The organism is Eggerthella guodeyinii (assembly GCF_009834925.2).
Classification (GTDB): Bacteria; Actinomycetota; Coriobacteriia; order Coriobacteriales; family Eggerthellaceae; genus Eggerthella; species Eggerthella guodeyinii.
In genome coordinates this window covers 1487445-1509549 of sequence record NZ_CP063310.1, presented here as the reverse complement: position 1 = coordinate 1509549, position 22105 = coordinate 1487445, and the positions used below count along the sequence as shown (strand labels likewise).

At 69.6% G+C, this 22105-nt stretch carries 24 protein-coding genes; 6 read left to right on the top strand and 18 right to left on the bottom strand.

The features are described 5' to 3' along the window. Nucleotides 1-2 precede the first annotated feature (2 nt). The 4 genes from GS424_RS06165 to GS424_RS06150 are packed head-to-tail and all read right to left on the bottom strand — an operon-like array spanning nucleotide 3 to nucleotide 5118. Nucleotides 3-770, bottom strand: a complete 768-nt coding sequence (locus GS424_RS06165) for a DmsC/YnfH family molybdoenzyme membrane anchor subunit (protein ID WP_160943197.1) — start codon at nucleotides 768-770, stop codon at nucleotides 3-5. Between the two features lie 8 nt (nucleotides 771-778). Beyond that, nucleotides 779-1666 carry a TorD/DmsD family molecular chaperone gene (locus GS424_RS06160; protein ID WP_160943196.1) on the bottom strand — a complete coding sequence of 296 codons (888 nt, stop codon included), beginning with the start codon at nucleotides 1664-1666 and terminating at the stop codon, nucleotides 779-781. Continuing rightward, entirely contained in the window at nucleotides 1663-2241 is a 579-nt protein-coding gene (locus GS424_RS06155; RefSeq protein WP_160943195.1) for a 4Fe-4S dicluster domain-containing protein, read from the bottom strand. Before GS424_RS06155 ends, GS424_RS06160 begins: the two co-directional genes overlap by 4 nt. A 3-nt stretch (nucleotides 2242-2244) precedes the next feature. Further along, nucleotides 2245-5118 (bottom strand): molybdopterin-containing oxidoreductase family protein, encoded by a 2874-nt coding sequence (locus tag GS424_RS06150; protein ID WP_160943194.1) that lies wholly within the window; start codon nucleotides 5116-5118, stop codon nucleotides 2245-2247. Between the two features lie 241 nt (nucleotides 5119-5359). On the opposite strand from GS424_RS06150, the gene GS424_RS06145 reads away from it, so the two are divergent. Continuing rightward, nucleotides 5360-5902: a flavodoxin family protein gene (locus tag GS424_RS06145; RefSeq protein ID WP_160943193.1), complete on the top strand. Its 543-nt coding sequence runs from the start codon at nucleotides 5360-5362 to the stop codon at nucleotides 5900-5902. Nucleotides 5903-6058: 156 nt separating this feature from the next. Continuing rightward, nucleotides 6059-6448 carry a MerR family transcriptional regulator gene (locus GS424_RS06140; RefSeq protein ID WP_160943192.1) on the top strand — a complete coding sequence of 130 codons (390 nt, stop codon included), beginning with the start codon at nucleotides 6059-6061 and terminating at the stop codon, nucleotides 6446-6448. A 460-nt stretch (nucleotides 6449-6908) separates the two neighbouring features. Here GS424_RS06140 and GS424_RS06135 read toward each other — a convergent pair whose 3' ends face one another. Beyond that, entirely contained in the window at nucleotides 6909-7796 is an 888-nt protein-coding gene (locus tag GS424_RS06135) for a LysR family transcriptional regulator (RefSeq protein WP_160943292.1), read from the bottom strand. A gap of 122 nt (nucleotides 7797-7918) precedes the next feature. On the opposite strand from GS424_RS06135, the gene GS424_RS06130 reads away from it, so the two are divergent. Together GS424_RS06130 and GS424_RS06125 are read left to right on the top strand one after the other, a co-directional pair. Further along, nucleotides 7919-9220 (top strand): MFS transporter, encoded by a 1302-nt coding sequence (locus GS424_RS06130; RefSeq protein WP_160943191.1) that lies wholly within the window; start codon nucleotides 7919-7921, stop codon nucleotides 9218-9220. Nucleotides 9221-9348: 128 nt separating this feature from the next. Beyond that, entirely contained in the window at nucleotides 9349-10566 is a 1218-nt protein-coding gene (locus GS424_RS06125) for a DEAD/DEAH box helicase (RefSeq protein ID WP_244977690.1), read from the top strand. Between the two features lie 7 nt (nucleotides 10567-10573). On the opposite strand, the gene GS424_RS06120 is transcribed toward GS424_RS06125, so the two are convergent. The 5 genes from GS424_RS06120 to GS424_RS06100 form a co-directional block, all read right to left on the bottom strand. Next, nucleotides 10574-11020 (bottom strand): type II toxin-antitoxin system VapC family toxin, encoded by a 447-nt coding sequence (locus tag GS424_RS06120; protein ID WP_160943190.1) that lies wholly within the window; start codon nucleotides 11018-11020, stop codon nucleotides 10574-10576. Beyond that, nucleotides 11017-11328: a type II toxin-antitoxin system RelB/DinJ family antitoxin gene (locus tag GS424_RS06115; RefSeq protein WP_160943189.1), complete on the bottom strand. Its 312-nt coding sequence runs from the start codon at nucleotides 11326-11328 to the stop codon at nucleotides 11017-11019. Before GS424_RS06115 ends, GS424_RS06120 begins: the two co-directional genes overlap by 4 nt. Before the next feature lie 69 nt (nucleotides 11329-11397). Further along, the gene (locus tag GS424_RS06110) at nucleotides 11398-11592 is read right to left on the bottom strand and encodes a hypothetical protein (protein ID WP_244977689.1); all 195 of its coding nucleotides are present in this window, start codon (nucleotides 11590-11592) and stop codon (nucleotides 11398-11400) included. Nucleotides 11593-11602: 10 nt separating this feature from the next. Next, complete coding sequence (locus GS424_RS06105; protein WP_160943187.1) at nucleotides 11603-13954, bottom strand: HAD-IC family P-type ATPase; 2352 nt, start codon at nucleotides 13952-13954, stop codon at nucleotides 11603-11605. A 51-nt stretch (nucleotides 13955-14005) separates the two neighbouring features. Further along, nucleotides 14006-14686 (bottom strand): pentapeptide repeat-containing protein, encoded by a 681-nt coding sequence (locus GS424_RS06100; RefSeq protein WP_160943186.1) that lies wholly within the window; start codon nucleotides 14684-14686, stop codon nucleotides 14006-14008. A gap of 162 nt (nucleotides 14687-14848) precedes the next feature. Here GS424_RS06100 and GS424_RS06095 point away from each other — a divergent pair, with 162 nt between their 5' ends. After that, nucleotides 14849-15394, top strand: coding sequence for a hypothetical protein (locus GS424_RS06095; RefSeq protein ID WP_160943185.1), 546 nt, complete (start codon nucleotides 14849-14851; stop codon nucleotides 15392-15394). A gap of 1 nt (nucleotide 15395) precedes the next feature. Further along, nucleotides 15396-16022: a hypothetical protein gene (locus GS424_RS06090; RefSeq protein ID WP_160943184.1), complete on the top strand. Its 627-nt coding sequence runs from the start codon at nucleotides 15396-15398 to the stop codon at nucleotides 16020-16022. Here the strand turns inward: GS424_RS06090 and GS424_RS06085 are convergent. The 8 genes from GS424_RS06085 to GS424_RS06050 form a co-directional block, all read right to left on the bottom strand. Next, nucleotides 16019-17071, bottom strand: coding sequence for a HAMP domain-containing sensor histidine kinase (locus GS424_RS06085; protein WP_160943183.1), 1053 nt, complete (start codon nucleotides 17069-17071; stop codon nucleotides 16019-16021). The genes GS424_RS06090 and GS424_RS06085 overlap by 4 nt on opposite strands. Then, entirely contained in the window at nucleotides 17068-17745 is a 678-nt protein-coding gene (locus GS424_RS06080; RefSeq protein ID WP_160943182.1) for a response regulator transcription factor, read from the bottom strand. Before GS424_RS06080 ends, GS424_RS06085 begins: the two co-directional genes overlap by 4 nt. 163 nt (nucleotides 17746-17908) lie before the next feature. Next, nucleotides 17909-18499 carry a hypothetical protein gene (locus GS424_RS06075; protein WP_160943181.1) on the bottom strand — a complete coding sequence of 197 codons (591 nt, stop codon included), beginning with the start codon at nucleotides 18497-18499 and terminating at the stop codon, nucleotides 17909-17911. Between the two features lie 15 nt (nucleotides 18500-18514). Next, complete coding sequence (locus GS424_RS06070) at nucleotides 18515-19195, bottom strand: sugar O-acetyltransferase (RefSeq protein WP_244977688.1); 681 nt, start codon at nucleotides 19193-19195, stop codon at nucleotides 18515-18517. A 7-nt stretch (nucleotides 19196-19202) separates the two neighbouring features. Next, nucleotides 19203-19541, bottom strand: a complete 339-nt coding sequence (locus GS424_RS06065) for a TfoX/Sxy family protein (protein ID WP_160943180.1) — start codon at nucleotides 19539-19541, stop codon at nucleotides 19203-19205. Then, entirely contained in the window at nucleotides 19538-19999 is a 462-nt protein-coding gene (locus GS424_RS06060) for a GNAT family N-acetyltransferase (protein WP_160943179.1), read from the bottom strand. The genes GS424_RS06065 and GS424_RS06060 overlap by 4 nt, the downstream gene beginning before the upstream one ends. Before the next feature lie 102 nt (nucleotides 20000-20101). After that, entirely contained in the window at nucleotides 20102-20410 is a 309-nt protein-coding gene (locus GS424_RS06055; protein WP_154334638.1) for an outer dense fiber protein 1, read from the bottom strand. Between the two features lie 325 nt (nucleotides 20411-20735). After that, nucleotides 20736-22103: a DNA polymerase Y family protein gene (locus GS424_RS06050; protein ID WP_160943178.1), complete on the bottom strand. Its 1368-nt coding sequence runs from the start codon at nucleotides 22101-22103 to the stop codon at nucleotides 20736-20738. Nucleotides 22104-22105 lie beyond the last annotated feature (2 nt).

The following is a 22105-nucleotide window of genomic DNA, read 5'->3' as shown; positions in this document are numbered from 1 at the left end:
GGTTACAGGATGCTGGCGGCGTAGAAGGCGTAGCGGGCGGTTGCCACGCCGACCAGCACGAGGGCGAACGCCGTCGCCGGGCCGACCGCGGCCGGGAGCTTGCCTTTCCAGGCCAGCAGGCCGAACGCGACGCCCGCAGCCGCCAGTACGACGGCTGCGGCGAACGGCAGCGCGTCGTAGCCGAGCGAGGCGAAGTGCGCGGCCACCAGCGCGATCGACGCGATCGCGAGCGCACCGAGAACCGTGAAGGCCGCGGCGAACAGGTCGTTGCGATACGTTCCGCCGCGCAACAGCGCCCACAGCGCCGCGCCCATGGCCAGGTCGCCCGCCACGAACAGCGGCAGCGTCTGCCACGTCGCCCAGGCGGGATTGCCGTAGCTCGTGAAGTACGCCCACCCCATGACGCCCATGAGCCCGAGCGCGGCCGCCGCAGCCGCGACGCGCACGACGCGCGGGCTCGCGCCACGGCGCAGCAGCAGCACGAAATCGACCAGCACCACCACCCCGAACGCGATGGACCAGTACGCCTCCTCCGCGATCATCGACGCGGGGTTGCTCATCGCCAGCAGGAACCGCTCGGGACGCCCGAGGTGCCCGAGCACGCCCAAGAGCCCGACGCCCAACAGCGCGAGGCACACGAGCGGGAACAACCAGGGGCGCTTCGCCTCTCGCCCGTCGTCCGCAAAGCACGCGGCAACCGCGTACGCCCCGGCAGCCATGCCGCCCAGGGTCGTGAACGCGAACAGGGGGAATTCGGTAATCAATGCCATCACCATCCTCATCGCGTTCCCGCGCACGAACGCGCGGGAACAAGCTCGTAATCCTCGATGCCGTACGGGCGCAGCGCCTCGAGCGCCGCAAGCGCTTCGCGCGCAGCCTCGAGCGCGCGGGCCTCGGCGCTCCCCTGCCGCACGTCCGGCGCACCGACGGGCGTCCCTTCGGCGGCCAGGCCCTCGGCCCAGTACGCCGCCTCAGCAAGGAACACGGCGTCCACGCGTGCGAACGCCGCAAGCGCCTCGATCAGCTGCGGGTACAGCACCGCCGTCCTCGACCGCCGCACCGCCTGGGCGAACGCGTCCAACCAGCTCGTCAGATGCGCCGCCACGAACGCCCCCTCGTCGCGCAGCTCGACGGCGAGCCCGTTCGCGTCGCCCGCACGCAGCGCCGCCAGCGCCACACCAGAGCGCTGCGCCAGGAACGCGCACAGCAGGGCCGCATGGTCGTCGGGCACGCGCGCGAGGCGCTTCGGCTCGAAGCCGTGCGCACGGTAGGCGGCGCGCACGGCCAGCGTGCTCTCCTGGAACAGCGACGGCTCGTGCGTGCGATAGGGCGACTCCCAGGAGAACGCCGGCAGCGGCCCAGGGCCGACGAACAGCCGCACGTGCTCGTCGCGCGCCTCGTCGAGCAGGGCCGCGCGGTCCTCGCGCGCGGCCAAGCTTTGCAGGAAGCGTCCGAACCCGCGCATCGTCGCGTCGTCTTCAGCGTAGGTGCTCACCACCTCGGCGGTCCCCCGTCCCAGCAGCGCGTCGAGCGCCGGCGCGTCCGGCGCGGCGCCGAGCAGCTTGTGGAACAGCGTGTACAGATAGGCGCGGGACAGCAGCAACTCCTCGAGCGCGAACGCCTCCTCCGCGACCCCGGCGACCGTCGCCGCCTCGGCCGCGCTCACAGGGTCACCTCGCGGAAATCCTCGCGCAGCGCTCCCGCGCTCGGGCGCAGCAGCAGGTTCGGGTGCGTGACGTCGGCGCTCGGCAGCACGGGCAGCTCGCTCGTCAGATCGCCTCCGTGCGCGGCGCGCAACCCGTCCAGCTCGCCGAACTCGAGGGCCCGCATGGGGCACGCGTCCACGCACACGGGGTTGCGACCCGCATCGCGCAGCGCCTTGCAGGCGTCGCACTTCGCGATGAGGTTCGCGTCCTCGTCGTGCTGCGGCGCGCCGTAGGGGCACACCGTCATGCAGTTGCGGCAGACCACGCAGCGGTCGGCGTCGTATTGCACGGTGCCGTCGCCGGCCTTGTGCAGGGCGGCCGTGGGGCAGCCCGCCACGCACGCCGGGTCGTCGCAGTGGTTGCACGACAGCGCGAGGTGGAACAGGCTCACGTCCGGATACGTCCCGCACTCGAACGAATCCACCCTGCGCGGGCGCGGGCCCGCCGATTGCAGGTCGCGACGGTCCTTGCACGCCACCTGGCAGGTGCGGCAGCCGATGCAGCGTTGCAGGTCAACGTAGAATCCCAAGCTCATCGTCTATGCCTCCTCGTTCTCGTAGATGCCCCGGACGGTGTACGCGGGCGCGTCCTCGGCGTCGATACCGGGCGCCAGGAACGGGTCGCGGTCGCAGTCGGCAGGTAGGGGATCGCCGTCGTATTTCTCGATTTCTATGAGCAGGCTGTTGTACCCGTCCACCTGGGGAAAGTAGTTCGATTGCTGCCCGTCGGAGAGCATCTGCTCGCTTCCGCCGCGATCGACGATGCGGTCGGCGTCGCTCTCGTCGAGCAGCGTCCGCACGCCGTGAGGGATGGCTGCCGTGCCCGGCATCATGCCGTGCAAGGGCTGGGCGCGGCGAAGCATGCGACCGAACTCGTTGAAGCACGCCACCGTGTCGCCGGCCTCGATGCCGCGCTCCTCGGCGTCCTGGGCGTTCATGAACACCGGGTTGGCGAACGCCTCCTGCGTCCACGCCATGTTGTCGTAGCACGTGTGCGCACGGCGCATGTAGTGGGGCGTGTACGCCTGCAGCGGATAGGGGCCCTTCGCCTTGGCATCCCAGTCGGCAAACGTCTCCTGGTAGCCGCGGTTCGGCACGAAGTAGTTCGCATAGGGCTTGATGGGCTCGGGGTTGAGGCCCACTCGGTTCACGTTGTCGGCTTTGAACTGGCAGTATATTTCCAGCTTGCCCGAGCGGGACGGACGCGGCCATGCGGGGTCGGCAACCGTCACCGACGTGCCGTCCTCGCCGATGCCCAGCTTGTCGTCGCGGTAGCCCACGTAGTTGCGCCGGTCGTCGGCGGAGCGCTCGACCACGTAGGAGCCCCGCGCCATGAACTCGTCGAAACCCACCTTGCCCTCCTGCTCCGGGTAGTTCGCGCCGTGCTTCTCGTTGTCGGCGGCCGTCCAGGCGATCACCGGTTCCCAGCGCGACAGGTCGCTCGAAAGCTCGCGCATCCCCAGGAAGTAGCCGAGCCACTGGTCGTAGTTGCTCTTGGGATACGCCTCGTCGGGGTCGAAACCCATGCGCTCGATGATGTCGCGGCAGATGCGCTTCTCCTCACGCGCTTCGTACATCGGCTTCACGAGCGGGCGCCACGCCAGAAGCGCGTCCTTGCGCTGCTTCTGACCGTTGCCGTCGCCGAAGGGGCTCGGCCAGCACAGCTCGCCCCAGGCCTCGTCGTCGTTGCCCTCCCAGTGCGTGGCCACCGGCAGGATGATGTCGGCGAACTGCGCGGTCAGCGAGAACTTGATCTCGAGCGAGATGCACGTGTCCGCGGCGCGCATCACCTCGATGGCCGTGGGCAGGTTGCCGCGCGTCTGCATGAAGTTGGAGTTCGTCTGGAACAAGAGACGCGGGTTGACGGGCATCTCGCGCGCCTCGTGGTAGGTGGGCGTGTTGGCGCGCAGCTTGGCGGGATCGTCGCCCGATCCCAGGTCGTAGGGCCCGACCGACGTGGAGAGGTAGCGGCCTTCCGCAAGCGAGCTCCACCACGAGTTGCCCTCGATGCAGCGGTTCGGCCCGGTAGCGCCCGGAGAACCCACGAGGTTGTCGATATAGCCGTAGTCGCCGCCTGCATGCTGGATGAGACGGTAACCCGAATCTCCCGCGTCCCACGTGTAGATGGCGGCCGAGCCGTGCCCCGACTTGCCGTAGTGGCCGCCCAGGGCCGACACGGTCATGAACGTCTGCGGCAGGTTCTCGGCGCCCAGGTAGCGGGACGCCGCGTAGCTGTGGAAGAAGACCACCTTGTTGTTCTTGCCGGCCAGCTCCGCGTACCACGCGATGTCCTCCACCGGCGTGCCGCATATCTCGCTCGCCCACTCCGGCGTCTTCGGCTGGCCGTCGTAGGCGCCCAGGACGTAGTCGCGGAAGTTCTCGTCGTCGGCCGCATCGTCGGGCATGGTCTCGGGCGTGAAGCCCACCGTGCGCTCGTTCACGAAGTCCCAGTCGATGACGTCGCCGCGCTCGTCGTCCAAGCGGATCATCTCGTGGATCACGGCCAGCAAAAACGCCGTGTCGGTGCCGGGGCGCACGCGGATCCAGCGCGCACCCAGCTGCGCGGCGCTCACGTTGTAGCTGGGGCCCACGTACACGAACTCGGTGCCCGCTTCTTTGGCGTTGTTCAGCCAGTACATGCTGGAGTGCTGCGCCCACGCGGGGTTGCAGCCGTACAGCACGATGGTGTCGGCGTTCGGCAGGTCGTACTTGTCGGGGCCCATCATGAGGTCGGGATGGTCGCCGTGCGAGTACAGGCCCAGCGCCTCGGTTTGAAACGCCCAGCAGCCGAACGACTCGGTCTCGGTGTTGTACACCGCCCCGCCGATGACGGGGAACATGGCCGAAGCGGGGGCCCAGCGCCAGCCGTTGCAGATGACGGCGTCCTGGCCGTATTCCGCATACACGCGCTTGAGCTCGTCGGTCACGTAGTCGAGCGCCTCGTCCCAGCCGATGCGCTCCCACTCGTCCTTGCCGCGCAGCTCGCCGTGGGCGCCCTCGCCGCCGCCGGGCTGCCAATGCTTGCGCTTCATGGGATACTTGATGCGATCAGCGTTGTACACCTGCTGGCGCAGGCTGCGGCCGCGCAGGCAGCCGCGCTGCTGCGGGCAGTCGAAGCGGTCCTCGCGAGCGTCGTCCGTCTTCTGCCGAACCACGACGCCATCCACCACGTAGCCCATGTTCAGGCACATCTGGTTGCAGTTCTGGTGGCAGTGGATGGGGACCCACTCCCCCTCCCCGCCGATGACGCGCGCGTCCGACGCGATGGCCAGCGCGCCGTCGTCGTCCGCGAGGCGCGCCGGCGCCTCCGCGCTCGAGCAACCGGCGAGGCCGAGCGCCGCCGCGGCGGCCGTGGCTCCCGCGCTCGCCCGCAGGAAGCTGCGACGGCTCATGGTGCTGTGCAACAAACTCATCTTCGTCTCTCCTTTCCCCCTGCCGGCACCTCGCGCCGGCCTTGTACCCATTGTGCGGTGGGGAAAAGGACAAAGCTAATACCTATAATGAGTAGTTCCATATGCTTGCTAGGCATGCAGTGGGAAGCGCATCGAGATGAGGTGCATCACGAAACCTCCATTTGACTTGGAGCGCGCTCCAGGGGGCACACTGGGATGCGACATGACGATCGACGCATCGCACCGAACGAGAGGAAGCACCATGGGAAAGAACGTCTTGGTCGTATCCGCCAGCCTCAGACCCTCCAGCAACTCGCACGTCCTCGCGCTCGCCTTCGCCGAAGGGGCGCGCGAGGCGGGGCACGACGTGGAGACGGTGAGCCTGCGCGGCAAGCGCATCGGCTTCTGCCGCGGATGCCTCGCCTGCCAGGCGGGCGCGGCGTGCCCGCTCGACGACGACGCGCCGGCCATCGTGGAGCGCATCGTCGCGGCCGACGCCATCGCGCTGGCCACGCCCATCTACTTCTTCGAGATGGCGGGCCAGCTGAAGACCCTGCTCGACCGCAGCAACCCGGCCTATCCCTCCAGTCCCGCGTTTCGCGACGTATACCTGCTGGCCGCGGCGGCCGACGAGGACGAGCACGCCTTCGACGGCGCGGTCAAGGGCGTGCAGGGTTGGGTCGACTGCTTCGAGCAGGCGCGGCTCGTGGGCGTGGTGACCGCCGCGGGCGTCGATGCGCCGGGCGCGGTCGAGAGCCGGCTGCACGTCGTCAACCGCGCGCGCCTCATGGGATGCGGCGTGTAGGGGCCGGGTGCCCCTCGCCCGCCCCCTGGCCCCTCGGCCCCGTCATGCTTTCGGGGCATGAAGAATCTTCCACTATAAGCATTGGCCCTTTCCCCGCCGCCCGGGTACCGTGGTGTCAGGACGAGCGGGCCGAACACGACAAGCAGGAGGATCGCCATGCAAATCGCCGAAGTCGCGAAACGTTACGACGTCTCGGTCGACACCATCCGCTACTACGAGCGCATCGGGCTCATCCCCCACGTCACGCGCCTGCCGAACGGCATCCGCGACTTCGCCGAATACGATTGCGGCTGGGTGGAGTTCATCCGCTGCATGCGCGAGTCGGGCGTGCAGATCGAAGCCCTCGTCGAGTACGTGACGCTGTTCCAGGAAGGCGAGCACACCGCCGCCGCGCGTCTCGAGATACTCGTCGAGCAGCGCGAGAAGCTGGCTGCGAAGCTCGAGGAGATGAGGGCCACCGTGCAGCGCCTCGACGGCAAGATCGCCAGCTACCGGGCCGGCGGGAAATGCTCCGAGACCGGCGACGAATGGCTGCGCAAAGAATAAAGATACTCGCCGCATCTCCTCCTCTCTGAGAAAAGCACCGGATGGCACTTTTTCACTGCCCTTGCGATGCCGCCCTGAAGCGAAGGAGAGCATGCATCGAATCTGGCCCGTACTGCACAAAAACCGCCGTCGTGCGACACATCCCCGACGTCCTCATCGCACGGCTCCGCTTACCGCAGGGAAAACACCAGGTCGGGGGAAAAGGATATTTCCCAAATACGCTCTGCGTCCATCATGGCGGGGTGCACGAGGCCTATAGGTTTCGCACGTCGAGGTTTTTTGTGCACTGAGGCTCGAAATACGTGTAAAAGACGTCCGTCGGATCCCCGCCGACCGACATACGTGGAAGAAGCCGAGGCGGTGCACCTCGCCTGTTCGACCCTTCGCGCTCCCCCCTCCCTCCGGTGCGAAGCGAACGCGTGCCGGCGAAGACATTCGTGCTTCGCCGGCACGCTCGCCATCACTCCTGGCCCGCGCATTCCTCCTGCAAGCAGGCCAAAAACGCCTCGGCGGCCTTCGAGAGGCGGCGGTGCTTCTTCCAGACGACGTCGATGTTCGACGAGAGCGGCGGGTCGAGCGGCCGGAAGCTCACCGGGCCGCCGGGGGCCGTCTTCACCAGCCCATCGTAGCAGATGGCCGACCCGAGGCCCTCCTCCACCATGAGCGCCCCGTTGAACACGAGGTTGTACGTGGCCACCACGTCCCAGGAATCGAACGCCTCGCCCGCCCACGCCTGCATGACGCCCGCTTTGAGCGCCTGGCGCGAGCAGATGACCGGACGCTCGGCAAGATCGGCCGGCCGCACGGCGGAAAGGTCGACCAAGGGGGAATCCGCGCGCATGAGCACGCCCCAGGCGTCGAGCATGGGCAGCGGGCACGACAGGCAGTCGGGGCGGCTCACGGCCTCGAATTCCACCATGAAGTCGAGCAACCCTTCGTTGAAGCGGTCTATCAAGTCGGCGCTCGTGCCGCTGAACAGGTGGAAGTGGATGCCGGGGTGCTCGTCGCGCGCCCGTTTCGCCGCGCGCAGGATGATGCGCATGGCGTCCGACTCGCCGCAGCCGATGTACACGTCGCCGGCCACGGCGCGCTCGGGCTGGGCCAGCTCGGCCTCGGCCTTGTCGGCCAGCTCCACGATGGCCTCGGCGTACTCGCGCAGGCGCACGCCCTCGTCGGTGAGCACGATGCGCTTGGCCCCGCGCTCGAACAGCTGCTTGCCGAACCCCTTCTCCAAGTCGGCCAGCTGGCGCGACAGGGTGGGCTGCGTCACGTGCAGCGCTTTCGCCGCGTTCGAGACGGTGCCCTCCTGCGCGAGGGCGAGGAAGTACCTGAGCGTTCGAAGCTCCACGACGGCCTCCGTTTCGGTATACCCGATAGGCATATGTAGGCTTTCATTATAGGCATTGGCTATCTTATCACGCCCGCAGTACGGTGGAGGAGGAAACCAAGGACCGTCTGCTGGAGGATGCTATGAACACCGAAACCCCAACGAGCCCCGCACGCGCCACGCTCGCGGCGGCGCTGCTGGTCGCGCTCGCGTTCGCGCTCGGCTTCGCCGAGTTCGTGCTGATCGGCATCACGCCCGCCGTGGCCGAAGGGCTGGGCGAGCCGCTCACGCTCATCGGCGACCTCGTGGGTTACTACGCGCTCGCCTGCGCCGTCGCCACGCCCGTCATCGCGCTCGCCACGGCGAGCGCCGACCGCTTCAAGGTGATGGCGGCGCTGCTGGCGGTGTTCAGCGCCGGCAACCTGCTCACCCTGTTCGCCGGCGACTACGCGCTGCTGTTCGTCTCGCGCGTGCTGCCCGCAACCGCGTCGGGCACGCTGCTGGCGCTCGCGCTCACCTACGTGCCCGACATCGTGGCGAAGGAGCGCGTGGCCGCCGTGCTGGGGCTCGTGCTGGCCGGGTTCTCGGTGTCGAGCGTCATCGGCGTGCCCATCGGCACGGCGCTGGCCGGCCCGTTCGGCTGGAAGGCCGCCTACGCCTGCGTGTTCGCGCTCGGCCTGGCCGTGAGCGCCGCCCTGCTGCCGACGCTCCCCCGCGGTTCCTCCGCGCGCGCCGCGAGCGCGACGCCCACCCTGCGCGCGCAGCTGCGCCTGCTCGGCGACGCGCGCGTGCTGGGTGCCGTCGCCATGATCCTCGCCGGCGCGGCGTCCACCTACGTGTTCTACACCTACCTCACCCCCGTCCTCGCCGACGTCGTCGGCCTCGACGCGGCGGGCGCGAGCCTCGTGCTGCTGCTGTTCGGCACCGCATGCGTGGGTTCGAACCTGCTGTCAGGCTGGGTGGCGGGCCGTTTCGGGCTGCGCGCGCTGCCCGTCGCCTTCGTCGCGCACGCGGCCTTGCTGGCCCTGCTGGCCGCGAGCCTGCCCGCCGGCGGCATCGGCATCGCGAACATCCTCGCGGTGGGCCTGCTCATGTACGTGATGAACTCCACCGTGCAGATGCTGTTCCAGGACGTCGCCCGCGCCGACTACCCCAGCGCGCTCACGTTCTCCGCCTCGCTGCACCCTATGGCGTTCAACGCGGGCATCGCGCTGGGATCGTTCGCCGGCGGGCTCGTGGTGAACGCGGGAGGCCTGCTGGCCACCGGCCCCGTCGGAGCGCTGTTCGCCCTCGCGGCCGCCGCATCGGCCTCTGCGCTGGCCCGCAACGCGCAGCGCAGGGACGTCGCCGAAGGGCGCGCCCGCGAAGCCGCGGAGCTTTCCGGAGCCCGCTCGCGAGGTATTCGCGAGGAAACTCCCGCAAACGCGCTCGATAGGCTATCATAGACGCAGGTGATCGGCGCGCACCCTGTTTCCGCGCCGCGCACGATGCGCGCCAACCGCGCGCCGCGTCGTGCGAATCCCGTAATGATGCTTGGAGATGCGCTTTGAGTTCGACGTTTCAAGACCTCGGTTTGTCCGAGACGACCCTGTCCGCCGTCGCGCGGATGGGATTCACCGTACCCACCCCCGTGCAGGAGCAGGCCATCCCGCTGGTTCTCGAAGGTCGCGACGTCGTGGCCGCCGCGACCACCGGCACCGGCAAGACGGCGGCGTTCGCGCTGCCCCTGTTCGAGCGCATCGGGCGCGCCAAACGCCCCGGGTCGCCGCGGGCGCTCGTCGTGAGCCCCACGCGCGAGCTCGCGCAGCAGATCGACGCCGCCTGCCTGCAGCTGGCGAAGGCGTCGGGGCGCCGCATGCTCACCGTGGTGGGCGGCATGCCCTACAAGGGCCAGATCGCGAAGCTCGGCCGCGGCATCGACGTCCTCGTCGCCACGCCCGGGCGCCTCTACGACCTCATGGAGCGCGGCGACGTCAAGCTCGGCGACGTGGAGGTGCTCGTGCTGGACGAGGCCGACCGCATGCTGGACATGGGCTTCTGGCCCACCATGAAGAACATCGTGGCCGCCACGCCCTCCTCGCGCCAGACGCTGCTGTTCTCGGCGACGCTCGACCGCAAGGTCATGCAGAGCGTGGCCTCCATCCTGAGGGACCCCGCGTTCGTCGAGGTGTCCCACAAAGGCGAGACGGCCGACACCATCGACCAGTTCATCGTCCCCGTCGGCCCGATGAAGAAGCCGGAGCTGCTGCGCCTCGTGCTCCAACAGCGCGGCGACAAGCGCGTCATCGTGTTCACCGACACGAAGACCCGCGCCGAGATCTGCACCGGCCAGCTGAAGCGGGCCGGCTTCCGCGCAGACTCCATCCACTCCGACAAGACGCAGGTGCAGCGCAAGCGCGCGCTCGAGGGCTTCAGCAAGGGGACGATCGACGTCCTCGTGGCCACCGACGTGCTGGCCCGCGGCATCGACGTGTCGAACATCGAGTACGTGGTGAACTACGACCTGCCCGAGAGCCCCGAGGACTACGTGCACCGCATCGGCCGCACGGGGCGCGCCGGCGAGACCGGCTACGCCATCTCGTTTGTCAGCCCCGAGGCGAAGGCGCAGCTGCTCGACATCGAGAAGCTGCTGGGCGAGCACATCCCCACGCTGGACATCGACGGCTACGACGCGACGGAGGCGGAGAAGGCGCTCGCGGGCCAGTTCGTGCCCAAGACGACGGTGGGCAGCGCCGCGTTCTCGCGCTCCCTGCGCCGCAACGGCGCGGGCGGCTTCGGCAGAAGGCGCTAGCGGCAGGTCAGAACTCGACTAAACCGTACTCCATATCGGCGGGCTTGTAGGCGCTCACGAACTCCTCGGGCGTGAGCGCCGGCACCGGCGATTGCGCGAAGTCGCGCTTGTTGCGGGTGACGATCACGTCGACGCCGTTGCGCTTCGCCGCGCAGGCGATGAGGTCGTCCTCGTAATCGCCTTCGAATTCGCTGTGCGCGCGCAGGCAATCGGACGCCCCCACGTCGAGAATCTCGACCAAGCTCGCCAGGTTTCCGAACGCCTCCCGGGCGTCCTTGCGCGACATGAGCTTCCGCGCCGACAGCAGGTACACGATGCTGGGCGTCATGTTTGCCGTGATGCACAGCTCGAACTCGCGCACGATGGCAACGTCCATGGCCTCGAACGAAAAGGCGAAGTCCTCGGTTTTGCCCCAAATGTCGATGATGACGTTGACGTCGAACAGCACTTTCATGAGCGAACGCCCGGGCGGGTTTTCCATTCGAGATGATCGTGCCATGAGGTCGAAGCTTCGAAGCACGGCGATGCGGGCAAGATGCCCACCATGTCGCGCAGGGTCGAGCGCTTGCGCCCCACTGCCGCACGGCGGGCATCCTCGTTCGCCGGCTTGATGAATTCCGGAAGGCGCTGCTCCCTCTCCATGTACTCGTACAGCCCGCGAACCGCATCGGACACGGACACGCCTTCGCGCTTGAGCACCTGAGCACCGCGATCCTTCAAGTCTTCGGGCAAACGTACGTTCAAAGTTGCCGTAGCCGCCATTGCCTCACCGCCTTTCCCGCATTGGATTTCCTCTAGTCTACCATGGTGCATTACGTAATGCAATTCTGGCTAGCGAGGAAACTCCCGCACCGCGCGCCGACCAGCGCGAGGGGCGTCGGGATCCGAAGTTTCGGGCAGGTACCCCTCGTTCGCGAACGCTTGCGGCAGATCCCGGACGGTCACCTCGAATTCGACGTTGCCGAGCGTCAAGGGCTCCGCCTGCTCCGCGACGACCACCTCGTCGACCAGCGCCGGGAGCGGCACCTCGCCGCCCCTACGCCATGGCCGCCAGGCGCTTGGCATGCCAGGCGCCGAACACGTTGAACAGCACGTGGAACAGGGCGGTCACGCCGATGGCCAGGATGGTGAACAGCACGGTCATGCCGAAGGTGAACGGCTGGATGCCGAACAGCCCGTGCAGCACCGTGGCCCCGAGCGCCGTGCCGCCCACCACCACGACGAGCAGCGCCGCGCGGATGGGCGTGAACGGGATGGACAGCCGCACGATCAGCAGCGCGCCGATCCACGCCGTGAGCAGCACGCACATCGTGGACACGTGCGCGTAGTCGAGGTGCAGGAACTCGTAGCCCACCACGTTCACGACGAGGATCGTGAGCACCGCGCAGATGGCGCCGGGAATCGATTTGACGATGACGTTCTCGAGGAAGCGTCCCCGGATGCGGTCCTTGTTGGGCTCGAGCGCCAGCACGAACGACGGCAGCCCGATGGTGAACGCGCTGATGAGCGTCATCTGGATGGGCTGGAACGGGTACTGCCACGGCAGCAGGATGAACAGCACCGCCAGCGTCATGGACAGCAGCGTCTTCACGAGGAACAGCGACGCCGAGCGCTGCAGGTTGTTGATGGAGCGCCGTCCCTCGGCCACCACCTTCGGCATGGCCGCGAAATCGTTGTCCACGAGCACGAGCTGCGCCACGTTGCGCGCCGCGTCCGAGCCGGCCGCCATGGCCACGCTGCAGTCGGCCTGCTTGAGCGCGAGCGTGTCGTTCACGCCGTCGCCCGTCATGGCCACGATGTGCTTCTTGGCCTGGAGGGCCACGACGAACGCCTTCTTCTGCTCGGGCTTCACGCGGCCGAACACGCTGTAGCGCTCGATGGCGTCGGCGATGGCGGCGTCGTCGGCCAGCGTGGTGGCGTCGACGTAGGCCTCGGCATGCGGCACGCCCACCTTGAGCGCGATGCCCGACACGGTGCGCGGGTCGTCGCCCGAGATCACCTTGAGGTCGACGCCCTGCTCCTTGAAGTACGCGATAGTCTGGGCGGCCGTCGCGCGGATCTGGTCGTGGATGGCGACGAACCCGAGCGGCTCGGGCGCGCCCACGATGTTGCCGTCCGCGTCGAAGCCGTCCACCCGCGCCAGCAGCAGCACGCGGGCGTCGGCGGCCAGCTCGTCCTGCTGGTCGGCCACCGCCGCGAACCCGTCCCCCAGCACGAACTGCCCCGCGCCCATCACGTAGCACGCCCCGTTCGCGAACGCGGCGCCCGACCACTTCTTGTCGGACGAGAACGGCACCATGCGCGCAGGCCGCAGCGTCTCGACACCGGTATCCGCGTAGTGCTCGACGATGGCCAGCGCCGTGTCGTTCGGATCGTCGTCGGCGCGCGCGATGGACGCGAACGCCGTGTCCACCGCGGCCTGCTCCACGCCCGGCACGGGTTGGACGGCCGCCACCTCCATCTTGCCCGTGGTGATAGTGCCCGTCTTGTCGAGGCACAGCGTGTCCACGCGTGCGAGCGTCTCGATGCAGTAGAGCTGCTGCACGAGCACCTTCGACTTGGCCAGGCGCACCACGGCCACGGCCAGCACCGTGGACGTGAGCAGGATGAGCCCCTCGGGGATCATGCCCACGAGCGCGGCCACCGTGGACAGGATGGCGTCGTTCAGCGCCACGTGCTCGCCGCTGAAGAACTGGCGCGCGAACAGCAGCGCCCCCAGCGGGAAGATGATGAAGCTGACGAACCTGATGATGCCGTTCAGGCTGTTCATGATCTCGGAGTTGGGGGCCTTGTGCTGCTTGGCCTCGGCGCTGATCTTGGCGGCGTAGTTCTCGGGCCCCACGTGGCGGACGCGCGCCCACACCGTGCCCGCGTTCACGAACGAGCCGCTCATCAGCTCGTCGCCCGTGCCCTTCTTCACGAGCTTGCTCTCGCCCGTGAGCAGGCTCTCGTTCACGTCGCACGCGCCCGAGACCACGGTGGAGTCGGCGGGGATCTGGTCGCCGCGGCCCAGCTCGATGACGTCGTCGCGCACGAGCTGGTCGAGGGGCAGCTCGACCTGGGCGCCGTCGCGCAGCACCGTGGCCTTCGAGCTGGCCACGATGGACAGGCGGTCGGTGGTGCGCTTCGAGCGGATCTCCTGCACGATGCCGATGCACGCGTTGCACACGATGACCACCATGAACAGCATGTTCTTGTACGATCCGGTGAACAGCACGAACACCGCGAGAACGGCGTTGATGGCGTTGAACAGCGTCAGCACGTTCTCGCGCACGATCTGGCGCACGGAGCGCGTCTTCACGCCCGCGTCGACGTTCACCTCGCCGCGGGCCACGCGCTCGGCGACCTCCGCCGCGCTCAGCCCGCGCACCTGTTGCTCTTCGGTCATGCTCGCTCCTCGTCCCGTCGCAGGGGGACGGCCGGGCCGCCCCCCGCTTGCTCAGTCTTTGATGTTCACGCCCAGCCGACGCGCGATGCCGGCCGCCTGGAACAGGTCCATCGAGCACCCGCGCAGCTCCCCCATCGCGTCCGACAGCACGATGTCGGCCAGCTGGCACGTGGACAGGTCCACGCCGTCCAGGCTGCACCGGAAGAAGCTCGTGCCCACGAACCGCACGTCGTCGAACTCGACGCGCCGCTGGCGCAGCTCGGCCAGGTCGGCGTGGGAGAAGTCGGTGGTGCCCACGCGCACGTCCTCCAGCTTCCCCTTCGCGAGCGACGCGTAGGCGAACGTGGAGTCGCGCACCTCCACGCGCGAGAGCACCGCCTCGAGGAAGTCGGCGCCCGTGAACTTGCACGAGGCGAACGTGCAGCGCGTGAAGTTCGCCTGCGAGAACGTGGAGTTGGAGAAGTCGCAGTTCGCGAACGCCACGTCGGCCACCATGGCCCGGTCGAAGTCGCACCCGACGAACGAGCACCCCTCCACGCGCGATTCGGCCAGCTCGAGAAGGGCGAAGTCGGCCTCCTCCGCGGAGTCGCCGCGCACGTGAACGTGCGACGCGCGCATATCGCCGCCGGAGCGCTCGATCCAGCGGGCGAGGTCTTCCACGTCCACGAGCTCGCCGGGGATGTCGGGACGCGCCGGCTGCGGGGGCCGGGGCGCGCGTGCGGGTTCGGTCATAAAGGTTCCTTTCCTGTTGCGACCCAGTATAGCGAAGCGGCTGCCCGCGCGATGCGCGGCCGGCGCGCTTCCATCGTTTACGAAGGGTTTATCTTCCGCCTTTATCCTTGCAACCATCGTACCCGACGGGCCGCACCGCGGCCCCGCCAGAAAGGAATCGCCATGGAAGTTTACGAGAACGCCCCCGTCACCTACGAGTACAAGACCGTCGCCGCGCCCGGCGAGCGCGAGGCCCTCTACCGCGACACGTACCGGAGCTTCGGCTGGATCGTCGAGCCCGGCAGCGCGTCGCCGACGGGGCCCGTCGCCGCTGCGAGCAGCGGAGAGCGCACGCTCAAGATGAAGCGCGACCGCCGCCTCGCGCAGCGCGAGCAGGTGACGGAGCTGCAGCGCCGATGCGAGGCCGCCCTGCGCGACATCGACAAGCTGGAGCGCTCGAAGAGCTCGAAGGCGCGCATCGCCGCCTTCACCCTCGGCGTCGTGGGATGCGCGTTCATGGCGCTGTCGGTGTTCAGCTACCTCGCCGGCAACCTCGTGGCCATGACGGTGTTCGCCGTGCCCGGGTTCCTGTGCTGGGCCGCGCCGTACTTCGTGCACCGCGAGCTGCTCGCGTCGAGCGAGCGCTCGCTGGCCCCGCGCATCGACGCCCAGTACGACATCGTGTACGGCACGAGCGAGCAGGCGGCGACCCTCCTGCGCTCCGCCTAGCATGCCCGCGCGCGCATCCGGCGCCCTCGCGCGGGGCGTCCGGCGCTCGGACTTCATCCGGCTGTCGTTCGGCACGAACGCGGCAGCCGGCGCGCTCAAGCTGGCGCTCGGGCTGGCCGGCCTCTCGCCGCTCGTGCTGCTCAACGCCGCGTACAACGGCGTGCTCGCGGCGGCGCGCCTGGCCATGCTCGGGCACCGTCGCGCCATCGACGCGGATGCGGCCTCGGAGGCCGGCGCGCGGCGCCTGCAGCGCACGAGCAGCGTCGCGCTCATGGCGCTCGGGTGCACCTTCGTCGCGTTCAACGGCCTCATGCTGGCGCAGGACCGCGCGCTCAGCTTCGACTACAACGTGGCGCTCGGGTTCGCCACCTGCGCGTTCGCGAAGCTGGGGGTGGCCGTGTACGGCATCGTGCGCGAGCGGAAGAACCCCGACGGCGTCGTGTTCGCCTGCAAGCTGACGAACCTGGCCGACGGCATGGCGTCCATCGCGATCACGCAGGCGGCGCTGCTCGACATCACGGGCTCGCAGAACGTGCTGGCCAGCGGCTGCTTCGGCGCGGCCACGGGGGCGGCCGTCCTGGGCATCGGGCTGTGGCTGCGCGTGCGCGCGCGGCGCGGCGGGGCCTAGAGCGTCGGCAGCACCACCGAGAACGCGCTGCCGGCGCCCGGGGCGCTGACCACGCTGACGCGCCCGCCGTGCAGCTCGGCGACGCGCTTCACCAGCGCGAGGCCGATGCCGTTGCCCGGCGTCGCGCGCGAGGGATCGCCCTGGTAGAACCGCTCGAACGCGCGCTCGCGCACCGCGTCGTCCATGCCCGGCCCCTCGTCGCGCACCGTGAACGCCACGCTGCCGGGAAACGCGTGGAGCTCGACGCGCACGGTGCCGCCTGCAGGCGAGAACTTCGCCGCGTTGTCGAGGAGGTTCGTCCACGCGTGGTTCAGCAGGTCGGCGCTGCCGAGGTAGGTCGTCTCCTCCAGGTCCAGCTCGAGGGCGATGTCCTTCTCCACCCAGCGCGCCTCGAGCGCGAGCACGGCGCGGCGCACCTGCTCGGTCAGGTTCACGGGAGCGCGGTCGGCCACGATCTGCTGCGCGTCGGCTTTCGACAGCGCCAGCACGCTCGACGACAGCGACGCGAGCCGATCCGACTCCGCGATGATGGCGTCCAGGTAGCGCTCGCGCTCCCCGTCGGAGAGCCCCGGGCGCTTGAGCAGGCGCGCGAAGCCGGCGAGCGAGGCGATGGGCGTCTTGAACTCGTGCGAGAAGCTGTTGACGAAGTCGGTGCGCAGAAGCTCGATGCCCGCCAGCTCCGCGGCCGTGCGGTTCACGCTGTCGGCGAACGCGCGCACCTCCGACGGGTACCGCCCGCGGCCCAGGTCGATGCGCGCATCGAAATTCCCCGCCGCCACCTCGTTCAGCACGTCGGCGATGCGGTAGAGCGGCCACACGAACAGCCGCTGCATCATGACGATGACCGACGTGGCCACCACCGCGCAGATGAACAGCATCGCGGCCACGCCGAACGCGGCGCTGCTCACGACCGGCGACGACTGCAGGCCGCCCCTCACGACGACGAGGCTGACCGCCGTCATCAGCACGATGACGATGAGGAACACGTTCGCCACCAGCAGCACGAAGCCGCCGAGGTACGTGCGCAGCGGGCTCTTCGGCCGCCTCATGCGCTCCTCACCGCCCGGTAGCCGATGCCGCGCACGGTTTGTATCTGGAACTCGGGCCAGCCGTCGAAGCGGGTGCGCAGGCGGTTGACGTGCACGTTCACCGTGGCGAAATCGCTGTCCGAGTCGAGGCCCCACACCTCGTCCATGAGCTGCAGTCGCGTGAACACCTGCCCCGGATACGCCAGCAGCTTGTACAGCAGGTAGAATTCCTTGGGCGGCAGCGTCACCGGCGGCTGGCCGGCGCGCGTCACGCTGAGGGCGTCGTAATCGCACACCACGTCGCCCATGACGATGCGGCGGTCGCTGACGATGCGCGCGCGGCGCATGAGCGCCTTGCAGCGCAGCACCATCTCCTCGGGATCGACCGGCTTCACGAGGTAGTCGTCGGTGCCCACGAGGAAGCCGCGGCGGATGTCGCGCGGGTCCTCGCGCGCCGTCACCATGAGGATGGGCAGGTCGTATCCGCAGGTCCGCAGCGTGTCGGTAAGCTCGTAGCCGTCCATGCGCGGCATCATGACGTCCACCACCAGCACGTCGTAGCGGCACGCGTCGAGAGCGGCCAGGGCGGCCTCGCCGTCGAACACGGCGTCGGCCTCGTAGCCCTCCGCGCGCAGCACGGCGCAGAAGTACGCGTTCGTGTCGACGTCGTCCTCAACCACCAGCATCCGAACCATATCCGGCTTCCTTCCTCTCGATGCGCCCCGCGCATCCGGCGAGGGGCGCCGCCCCCATGCTGCCACGCGAAGGTAAACCCAGGGTAAACGCAGGGCGCCGGGGAGCGGGGCGCGGGGTCGCCGGCGGGCGCGAGCGCGGGCGCGGCGGGGAGCGCCGGCGGCCCTAGAGCGCCAGCGCGAGCGCCATCGCGACGGCCAGCACGCCCACGGCGGCCAGCGGCGCGGCACCGGCCGCGTAGGCGCGCAGCGGCTCCAGGCGGTAGTACAGCAGATAGCTTGCGAGGCTCGCCAGCAGCACGAGCACCACGAGCGCCCCCAGCGCGACGGCGACGGGCGCGGCCAGCGCCGAGGCGGCGTACGCCACGTTGAGCACCCCCAGCTCCAGCACCGCCCAGGCCGTGAACAGCAGCAGCTCGGTGGTAACCGGCCGCTTGAACAGCTTCACCGTGCCTGTCAGCAGCACGACGTACAGCGCGAGCCCGCAGCCGGCCATGCCGCCGAGGACCGCGGGCCGCGCCCCGGCCGGCAGCAGATCCGCCATGCCGACCGCGCACAGCGCCACGCCCGCGACGCCCAGCACGGCCGCGCCCACGATGCACGCGACCCCCGCGGCGAAGCGCAGGCCGCGCGGCCTCTCCCGGCGCGGGTCGAAGAACAGGCGCCACCAGGCCAGGTACAGCGCCGTGCAGGCGGCGAGGGCCGCATGCCCCCCGACGAGGAGGGCGATCGGCGCGGCAAGTTCGGTTCCCAGCATGGCGCCCCCTTCGCCCTACCGCGCCAGCAGGCCCGCGGCCGCCAGCGCGTCCTCGATGCTGTCGTCCTCGGTGATGGCGCGCACTGCCCGGCAGGGGTTGCCGAACGCGATGGTGCGCGGCGGCACGTCCTTCGTCACCACGCTGCCCGACCCGATGACCGCGCCCTCGCCGATGGTCACGCCCGGGTTCACGGTGACGTTGCTGGCGATCCACACGTCGTCGCCCACGGTGATGGGCAGGTCGCGCTCCCACAGGTGCGACACGCCGTCGCCGTCGATGCGCATCGCGCGCTCGCGGCCCACGAGGGGGTGCAGCGGCGTGACGAACGAGCAGTTCGGCCCCACCCACACGTCGTCGCCGAACGTGATGGGCGCCCCGTCCAGGAACACGCAGTTGTAGTTGAAGAAGCAGCGCTTGCCCACGCGGATGTTGTACCCGTAGTCCACCTGGGCGCCCGTCGTGAGGGACGAGTGCTCGCCGAACGCGCCGAACAGGTCGCGCAGCAGCGCCTCGCGCGCCGCGTCGTCGAGGTCGGGGTCGGTGTTGTAGCGCCGCATGACGGCCACGGCGCGCTCGTGGTCGCGCATGAGCGAGGCGTCGGCGGCGTCGGTCCACGCGCCCGACGCCAGCTGCGCGCGCATGCGCTCGTTGTGGGCGTCGCGGCCGTTGCGGTCATCGTGTTCGGAGGCGCTCATGGGAGCATCACCATCCCTTCGTCTTCGCGGCCGATGCCGCGCGCGTGCGGGGTTTCGGGGCGGGCAGCTCGGGCAGCATGGCCGCCACGAGGCGCGCCACCTCGGTCGGGCTCTCGCTTTCCACGAGCAGCATGGGCTTCGCGCCCTCGTAGGGGATCGCCTCGGCGCGCAGCAGGCCGCGCGCCGCCGGCACGTCCTTCACGAGCAGGCGCTCGTCGTAGACGCCGCCGAACAGCTTCCCTTCGGCGTACAGCAGGTACTCGCCCATCATGGCGCGATGGGACACGCCCGGCACCTCGGCCAGCAGGTCGAGGACGTAGGCGAGGTAGTCTTTGCTCGTGGTCATGCGATTCCCTTCGTCGGCTCTGCGAGGCGCATGTGCAGCTGCGGAAACGGCCGGCCGGCGTCGTCGACGGGCGAGCGGCCCTCGACGCGGAAGCCCATGCGCTCGTAGAAGCCGCGGGCCTGCGGGTTCTGCTCGTTCACGTCGAGCGTCACCGCGCCCTCGTGCTCCATCGCGTGCTCCAGCAGCGCGCGTCCCACGCCGCGCCCGCGCGCCTCCGGCGCCACGAACAGCATCTCCACCTTGCCGTCCTGCGTGCCCGCGAACCCGCACGGCGCCCCGTCGGCGTACGCCACCGCCAGGGCGGCGACGCCCGCGAGGCCGGGCCCCACTTCGGGGCGCAGCCCCACGATGTCGTCCTCGGTGAGGAAGTCGTGCGTCGCGCGCACCGACCGCTCCCACACGTCGGCCAGGGCGGCCACCAGCTCGGGCGTCCTCTCGGCAGGCGTTTCGATATGCATAGGCGCTCCTTCCGCCCGTCCCCGGGCGACGTTTCACGATGCCCCATTCTACCCGATATGCGCGCGAAGGTGCGCCGTCGGCTTCGCCTCCGCCGCAGGGGCTCACGCGCCCCAGGCGCCGCCGGGGTCGTCGGGGGGCGGGTCGGCGGGCTCGGGGACGATCTCCTCGACGAACCAGCGCGGGTCCTCGTGGAACAGGAACGTGTGCGCATGGCCCACCAGCACGTCGTAACGCACGCCCGAGCCGCCCACCTTGAGCGACGCGCACCGCCGCACGCCCAGGATGGCGCGCACGGGGAACCGCCGCCCGTCGCGCCACACGACGGCGCGCGGCAGGATGCGCCCGTCCTCGAGGAACGTCGCCTCCACCTCCACGTACCGCTTCCGCCGCGCCGCTATGCCCCGCACCATGCTCGCTCGTCCCCCCCCTCTTCATCCTGCCGATTCGCGCTCTTCACCCGACGCTTCGTCGGCACCCGGCTCGATGGGGCGCACATCGAGAGCCCTGACAATCTCCCGACCGAAAACCCGTCGCACGGCTTCCCTGCCGCCCAAGAAACGCCTGATGGGCGAAAACGGGACGGCCACCCGATGCCGGCGAACCTCCGAAAAATTGTCAGGGCTCCCCTTTTGCGCCCCCTTCGGCCCGTCGCTGGACGACGCCGAAGGGTCCCGCGCGGCGGCAGCCGGAAGCGTCGCGGCTGGCGCCGGACGACCCCCTCGCGCGCCCTCGGCCCTAGAAGTACCCCACGGGGTGCACGACGTTCTCCTTCTTGACGTCGAGGTCGAGCAGGCTCTCGTCCAGCAGCTCGGCCCCGCGCTGGATGCAGGTGTTGCCGAAGCGGCGGCGCAGACCGTCGATCGTCTCGTCGAGGTCTTCCAGCACGCGGCGATGCGCGTCGAAAGGCAACTCGAGCTGCTGGGGCGCGGCACAAGGCTCGAGGTTCGACGCGCGCACGTGCAGCCCGCGCAGGGGCCGCGACTCGTCGAGCGGCTCGTTGGCCGCGAGCAGGTCCCAGGCCGTGCGCGCGACGGTGCCGGTCACGTTCGTCGCGCGGCGCAGCGTCGTCTGGCGCGAGTAGCTGGTGAGGTCCTGCGCGCTGCGCACGCCGATGGACACCGTGGACGCGCGGAAGCGCGCCTCCCGCAGCCGCTGCGCCACCGACTCGGACAGCAGGTAGATGAGCGCCTTCGCGTCGGACGCGTTCACGATGTCGTGCGGCGCGGTCAGGCCGTTGCCGAAGCTCTTCACCGTGCGGTCCACCTCGTTTCTCGCGGCGTCGTAGGGCTTCACGGGCGTCGCGTCCTCGCCGCGCGCGAACGCGCGCAGCACGAGCCCGATCTTGCCCAGGCGGCGGCGCAGCAGCTCGGGCGAGGCGCACGCCAAGTCGCCGATGCAATCGATACCCGACGAGTGCAGCTTGGCGCGCGTGGCGGCGCCGACGTACAGAAGCTCGCTCACCGGGGCGTCCCACACCAGACGGCGGTAGTTCTCCGGCGTGACGAACGTGACGGCGTCGGGCTTGCGGTAGTCGCTGCCGAACTTCGCGAATATCTTGTTCCACGACACGCCGATAGACACGGTGCAGCCCAGCTCGTCCTTCATGCGGCCGCTGATCTCGGCGGCCGCCTGCGCCGCGTCGCCGCCGGCCAGCCCCAGCGAGCCGGTGAGGTCGAGCCACGCCTCGTCGAGGCCGAAGGGCTCCACGAGGTCGGTGTACTGGTAGTAGATGCGGCGCGCCATGGCCGAGTACGCCTGGTACACCTCGTAGCGCGGCGGCACCACCACGAGCCCGGGGCACTTCGCCCGCGCCTCCCACAGCGCCTCGCCCGTCTTGACGCCCGCCGCCTTCGCGCCCGCGCTCTTCGCCAGCACGATGCCGTGGCGTAGCTCCTCGTGGCCGCCCACCACGAGCGGCAGGCCGCGCAGCTCCGGCCGCTCGGCCTGCTCCACGCTCGCGTAGAACGCGTTCATGTCCGAATGGAAGATCACGCGGTGCTCGTCGACGCCCTCCGGCGAGCCGATCGTGCGCCCGCCGAACGTCTCGGGGACGCCCCTCTCGCCTCCCTCGCCCTTCGCGCCCCTCTCGCTTGCTGCCTGCATGC

Coding starts and splice junctions, on each gene's coding strand:
- GS424_RS06060 (WP_160943179.1), bottom strand. CDS start 19,999: ATGCATATCGAAACGCCTGCCGAGAGGACGCCCGAGCTGGTGGCCGCC.
- GS424_RS06070 (WP_244977688.1), bottom strand. CDS start 19,195: ATGAGCGCCTCCGAACACGATGACCGCAACGGCCGCGACGCCCACAAC.
- GS424_RS06165 (WP_160943197.1), bottom strand. CDS start 770: ATGGCATTGATTACCGAATTCCCCCTGTTCGCGTTCACGACCCTGGGC.
- GS424_RS06050 (WP_160943178.1), bottom strand. CDS start 22,103: ATGCAGGCAGCAAGCGAGAGGGGCGCGAAGGGCGAGGGAGGCGAGAGG.
- GS424_RS06155 (WP_160943195.1), bottom strand. CDS start 2,241: ATGAGCTTGGGATTCTACGTTGACCTGCAACGCTGCATCGGCTGCCGC.
- GS424_RS06055 (WP_154334638.1), bottom strand. CDS start 20,410: ATGGTGCGGGGCATAGCGGCGCGGCGGAAGCGGTACGTGGAGGTGGAG.
- GS424_RS06100 (WP_160943186.1), bottom strand. CDS start 14,686: ATGACCGAACCCGCACGCGCGCCCCGGCCCCCGCAGCCGGCGCGTCCC.
- GS424_RS06120 (WP_160943190.1), bottom strand. CDS start 11,020: ATGAAAGTGCTGTTCGACGTCAACGTCATCATCGACATTTGGGGCAAA.
- GS424_RS06085 (WP_160943183.1), bottom strand. CDS start 17,071: ATGAGGCGGCCGAAGAGCCCGCTGCGCACGTACCTCGGCGGCTTCGTG.
- GS424_RS06090 (WP_160943184.1), top strand. CDS start 15,396: ATGCCCGCGCGCGCATCCGGCGCCCTCGCGCGGGGCGTCCGGCGCTCG.
- GS424_RS06095 (WP_160943185.1), top strand. CDS start 14,849: ATGGAAGTTTACGAGAACGCCCCCGTCACCTACGAGTACAAGACCGTC.
- GS424_RS06065 (WP_160943180.1), bottom strand. CDS start 19,541: ATGACCACGAGCAAAGACTACCTCGCCTACGTCCTCGACCTGCTGGCC.
- GS424_RS06140 (WP_160943192.1), top strand. CDS start 6,059: ATGCAAATCGCCGAAGTCGCGAAACGTTACGACGTCTCGGTCGACACC.
- GS424_RS06105 (WP_160943187.1), bottom strand. CDS start 13,954: ATGACCGAAGAGCAACAGGTGCGCGGGCTGAGCGCGGCGGAGGTCGCC.
- GS424_RS06145 (WP_160943193.1), top strand. CDS start 5,360: ATGGGAAAGAACGTCTTGGTCGTATCCGCCAGCCTCAGACCCTCCAGC.
- GS424_RS06075 (WP_160943181.1), bottom strand. CDS start 18,499: ATGCTGGGAACCGAACTTGCCGCGCCGATCGCCCTCCTCGTCGGGGGG.
- GS424_RS06130 (WP_160943191.1), top strand. CDS start 7,919: ATGAACACCGAAACCCCAACGAGCCCCGCACGCGCCACGCTCGCGGCG.
- GS424_RS06080 (WP_160943182.1), bottom strand. CDS start 17,745: ATGGTTCGGATGCTGGTGGTTGAGGACGACGTCGACACGAACGCGTAC.
- GS424_RS06115 (WP_160943189.1), bottom strand. CDS start 11,328: ATGGCGGCTACGGCAACTTTGAACGTACGTTTGCCCGAAGACTTGAAG.
- GS424_RS06150 (WP_160943194.1), bottom strand. CDS start 5,118: ATGAGTTTGTTGCACAGCACCATGAGCCGTCGCAGCTTCCTGCGGGCG.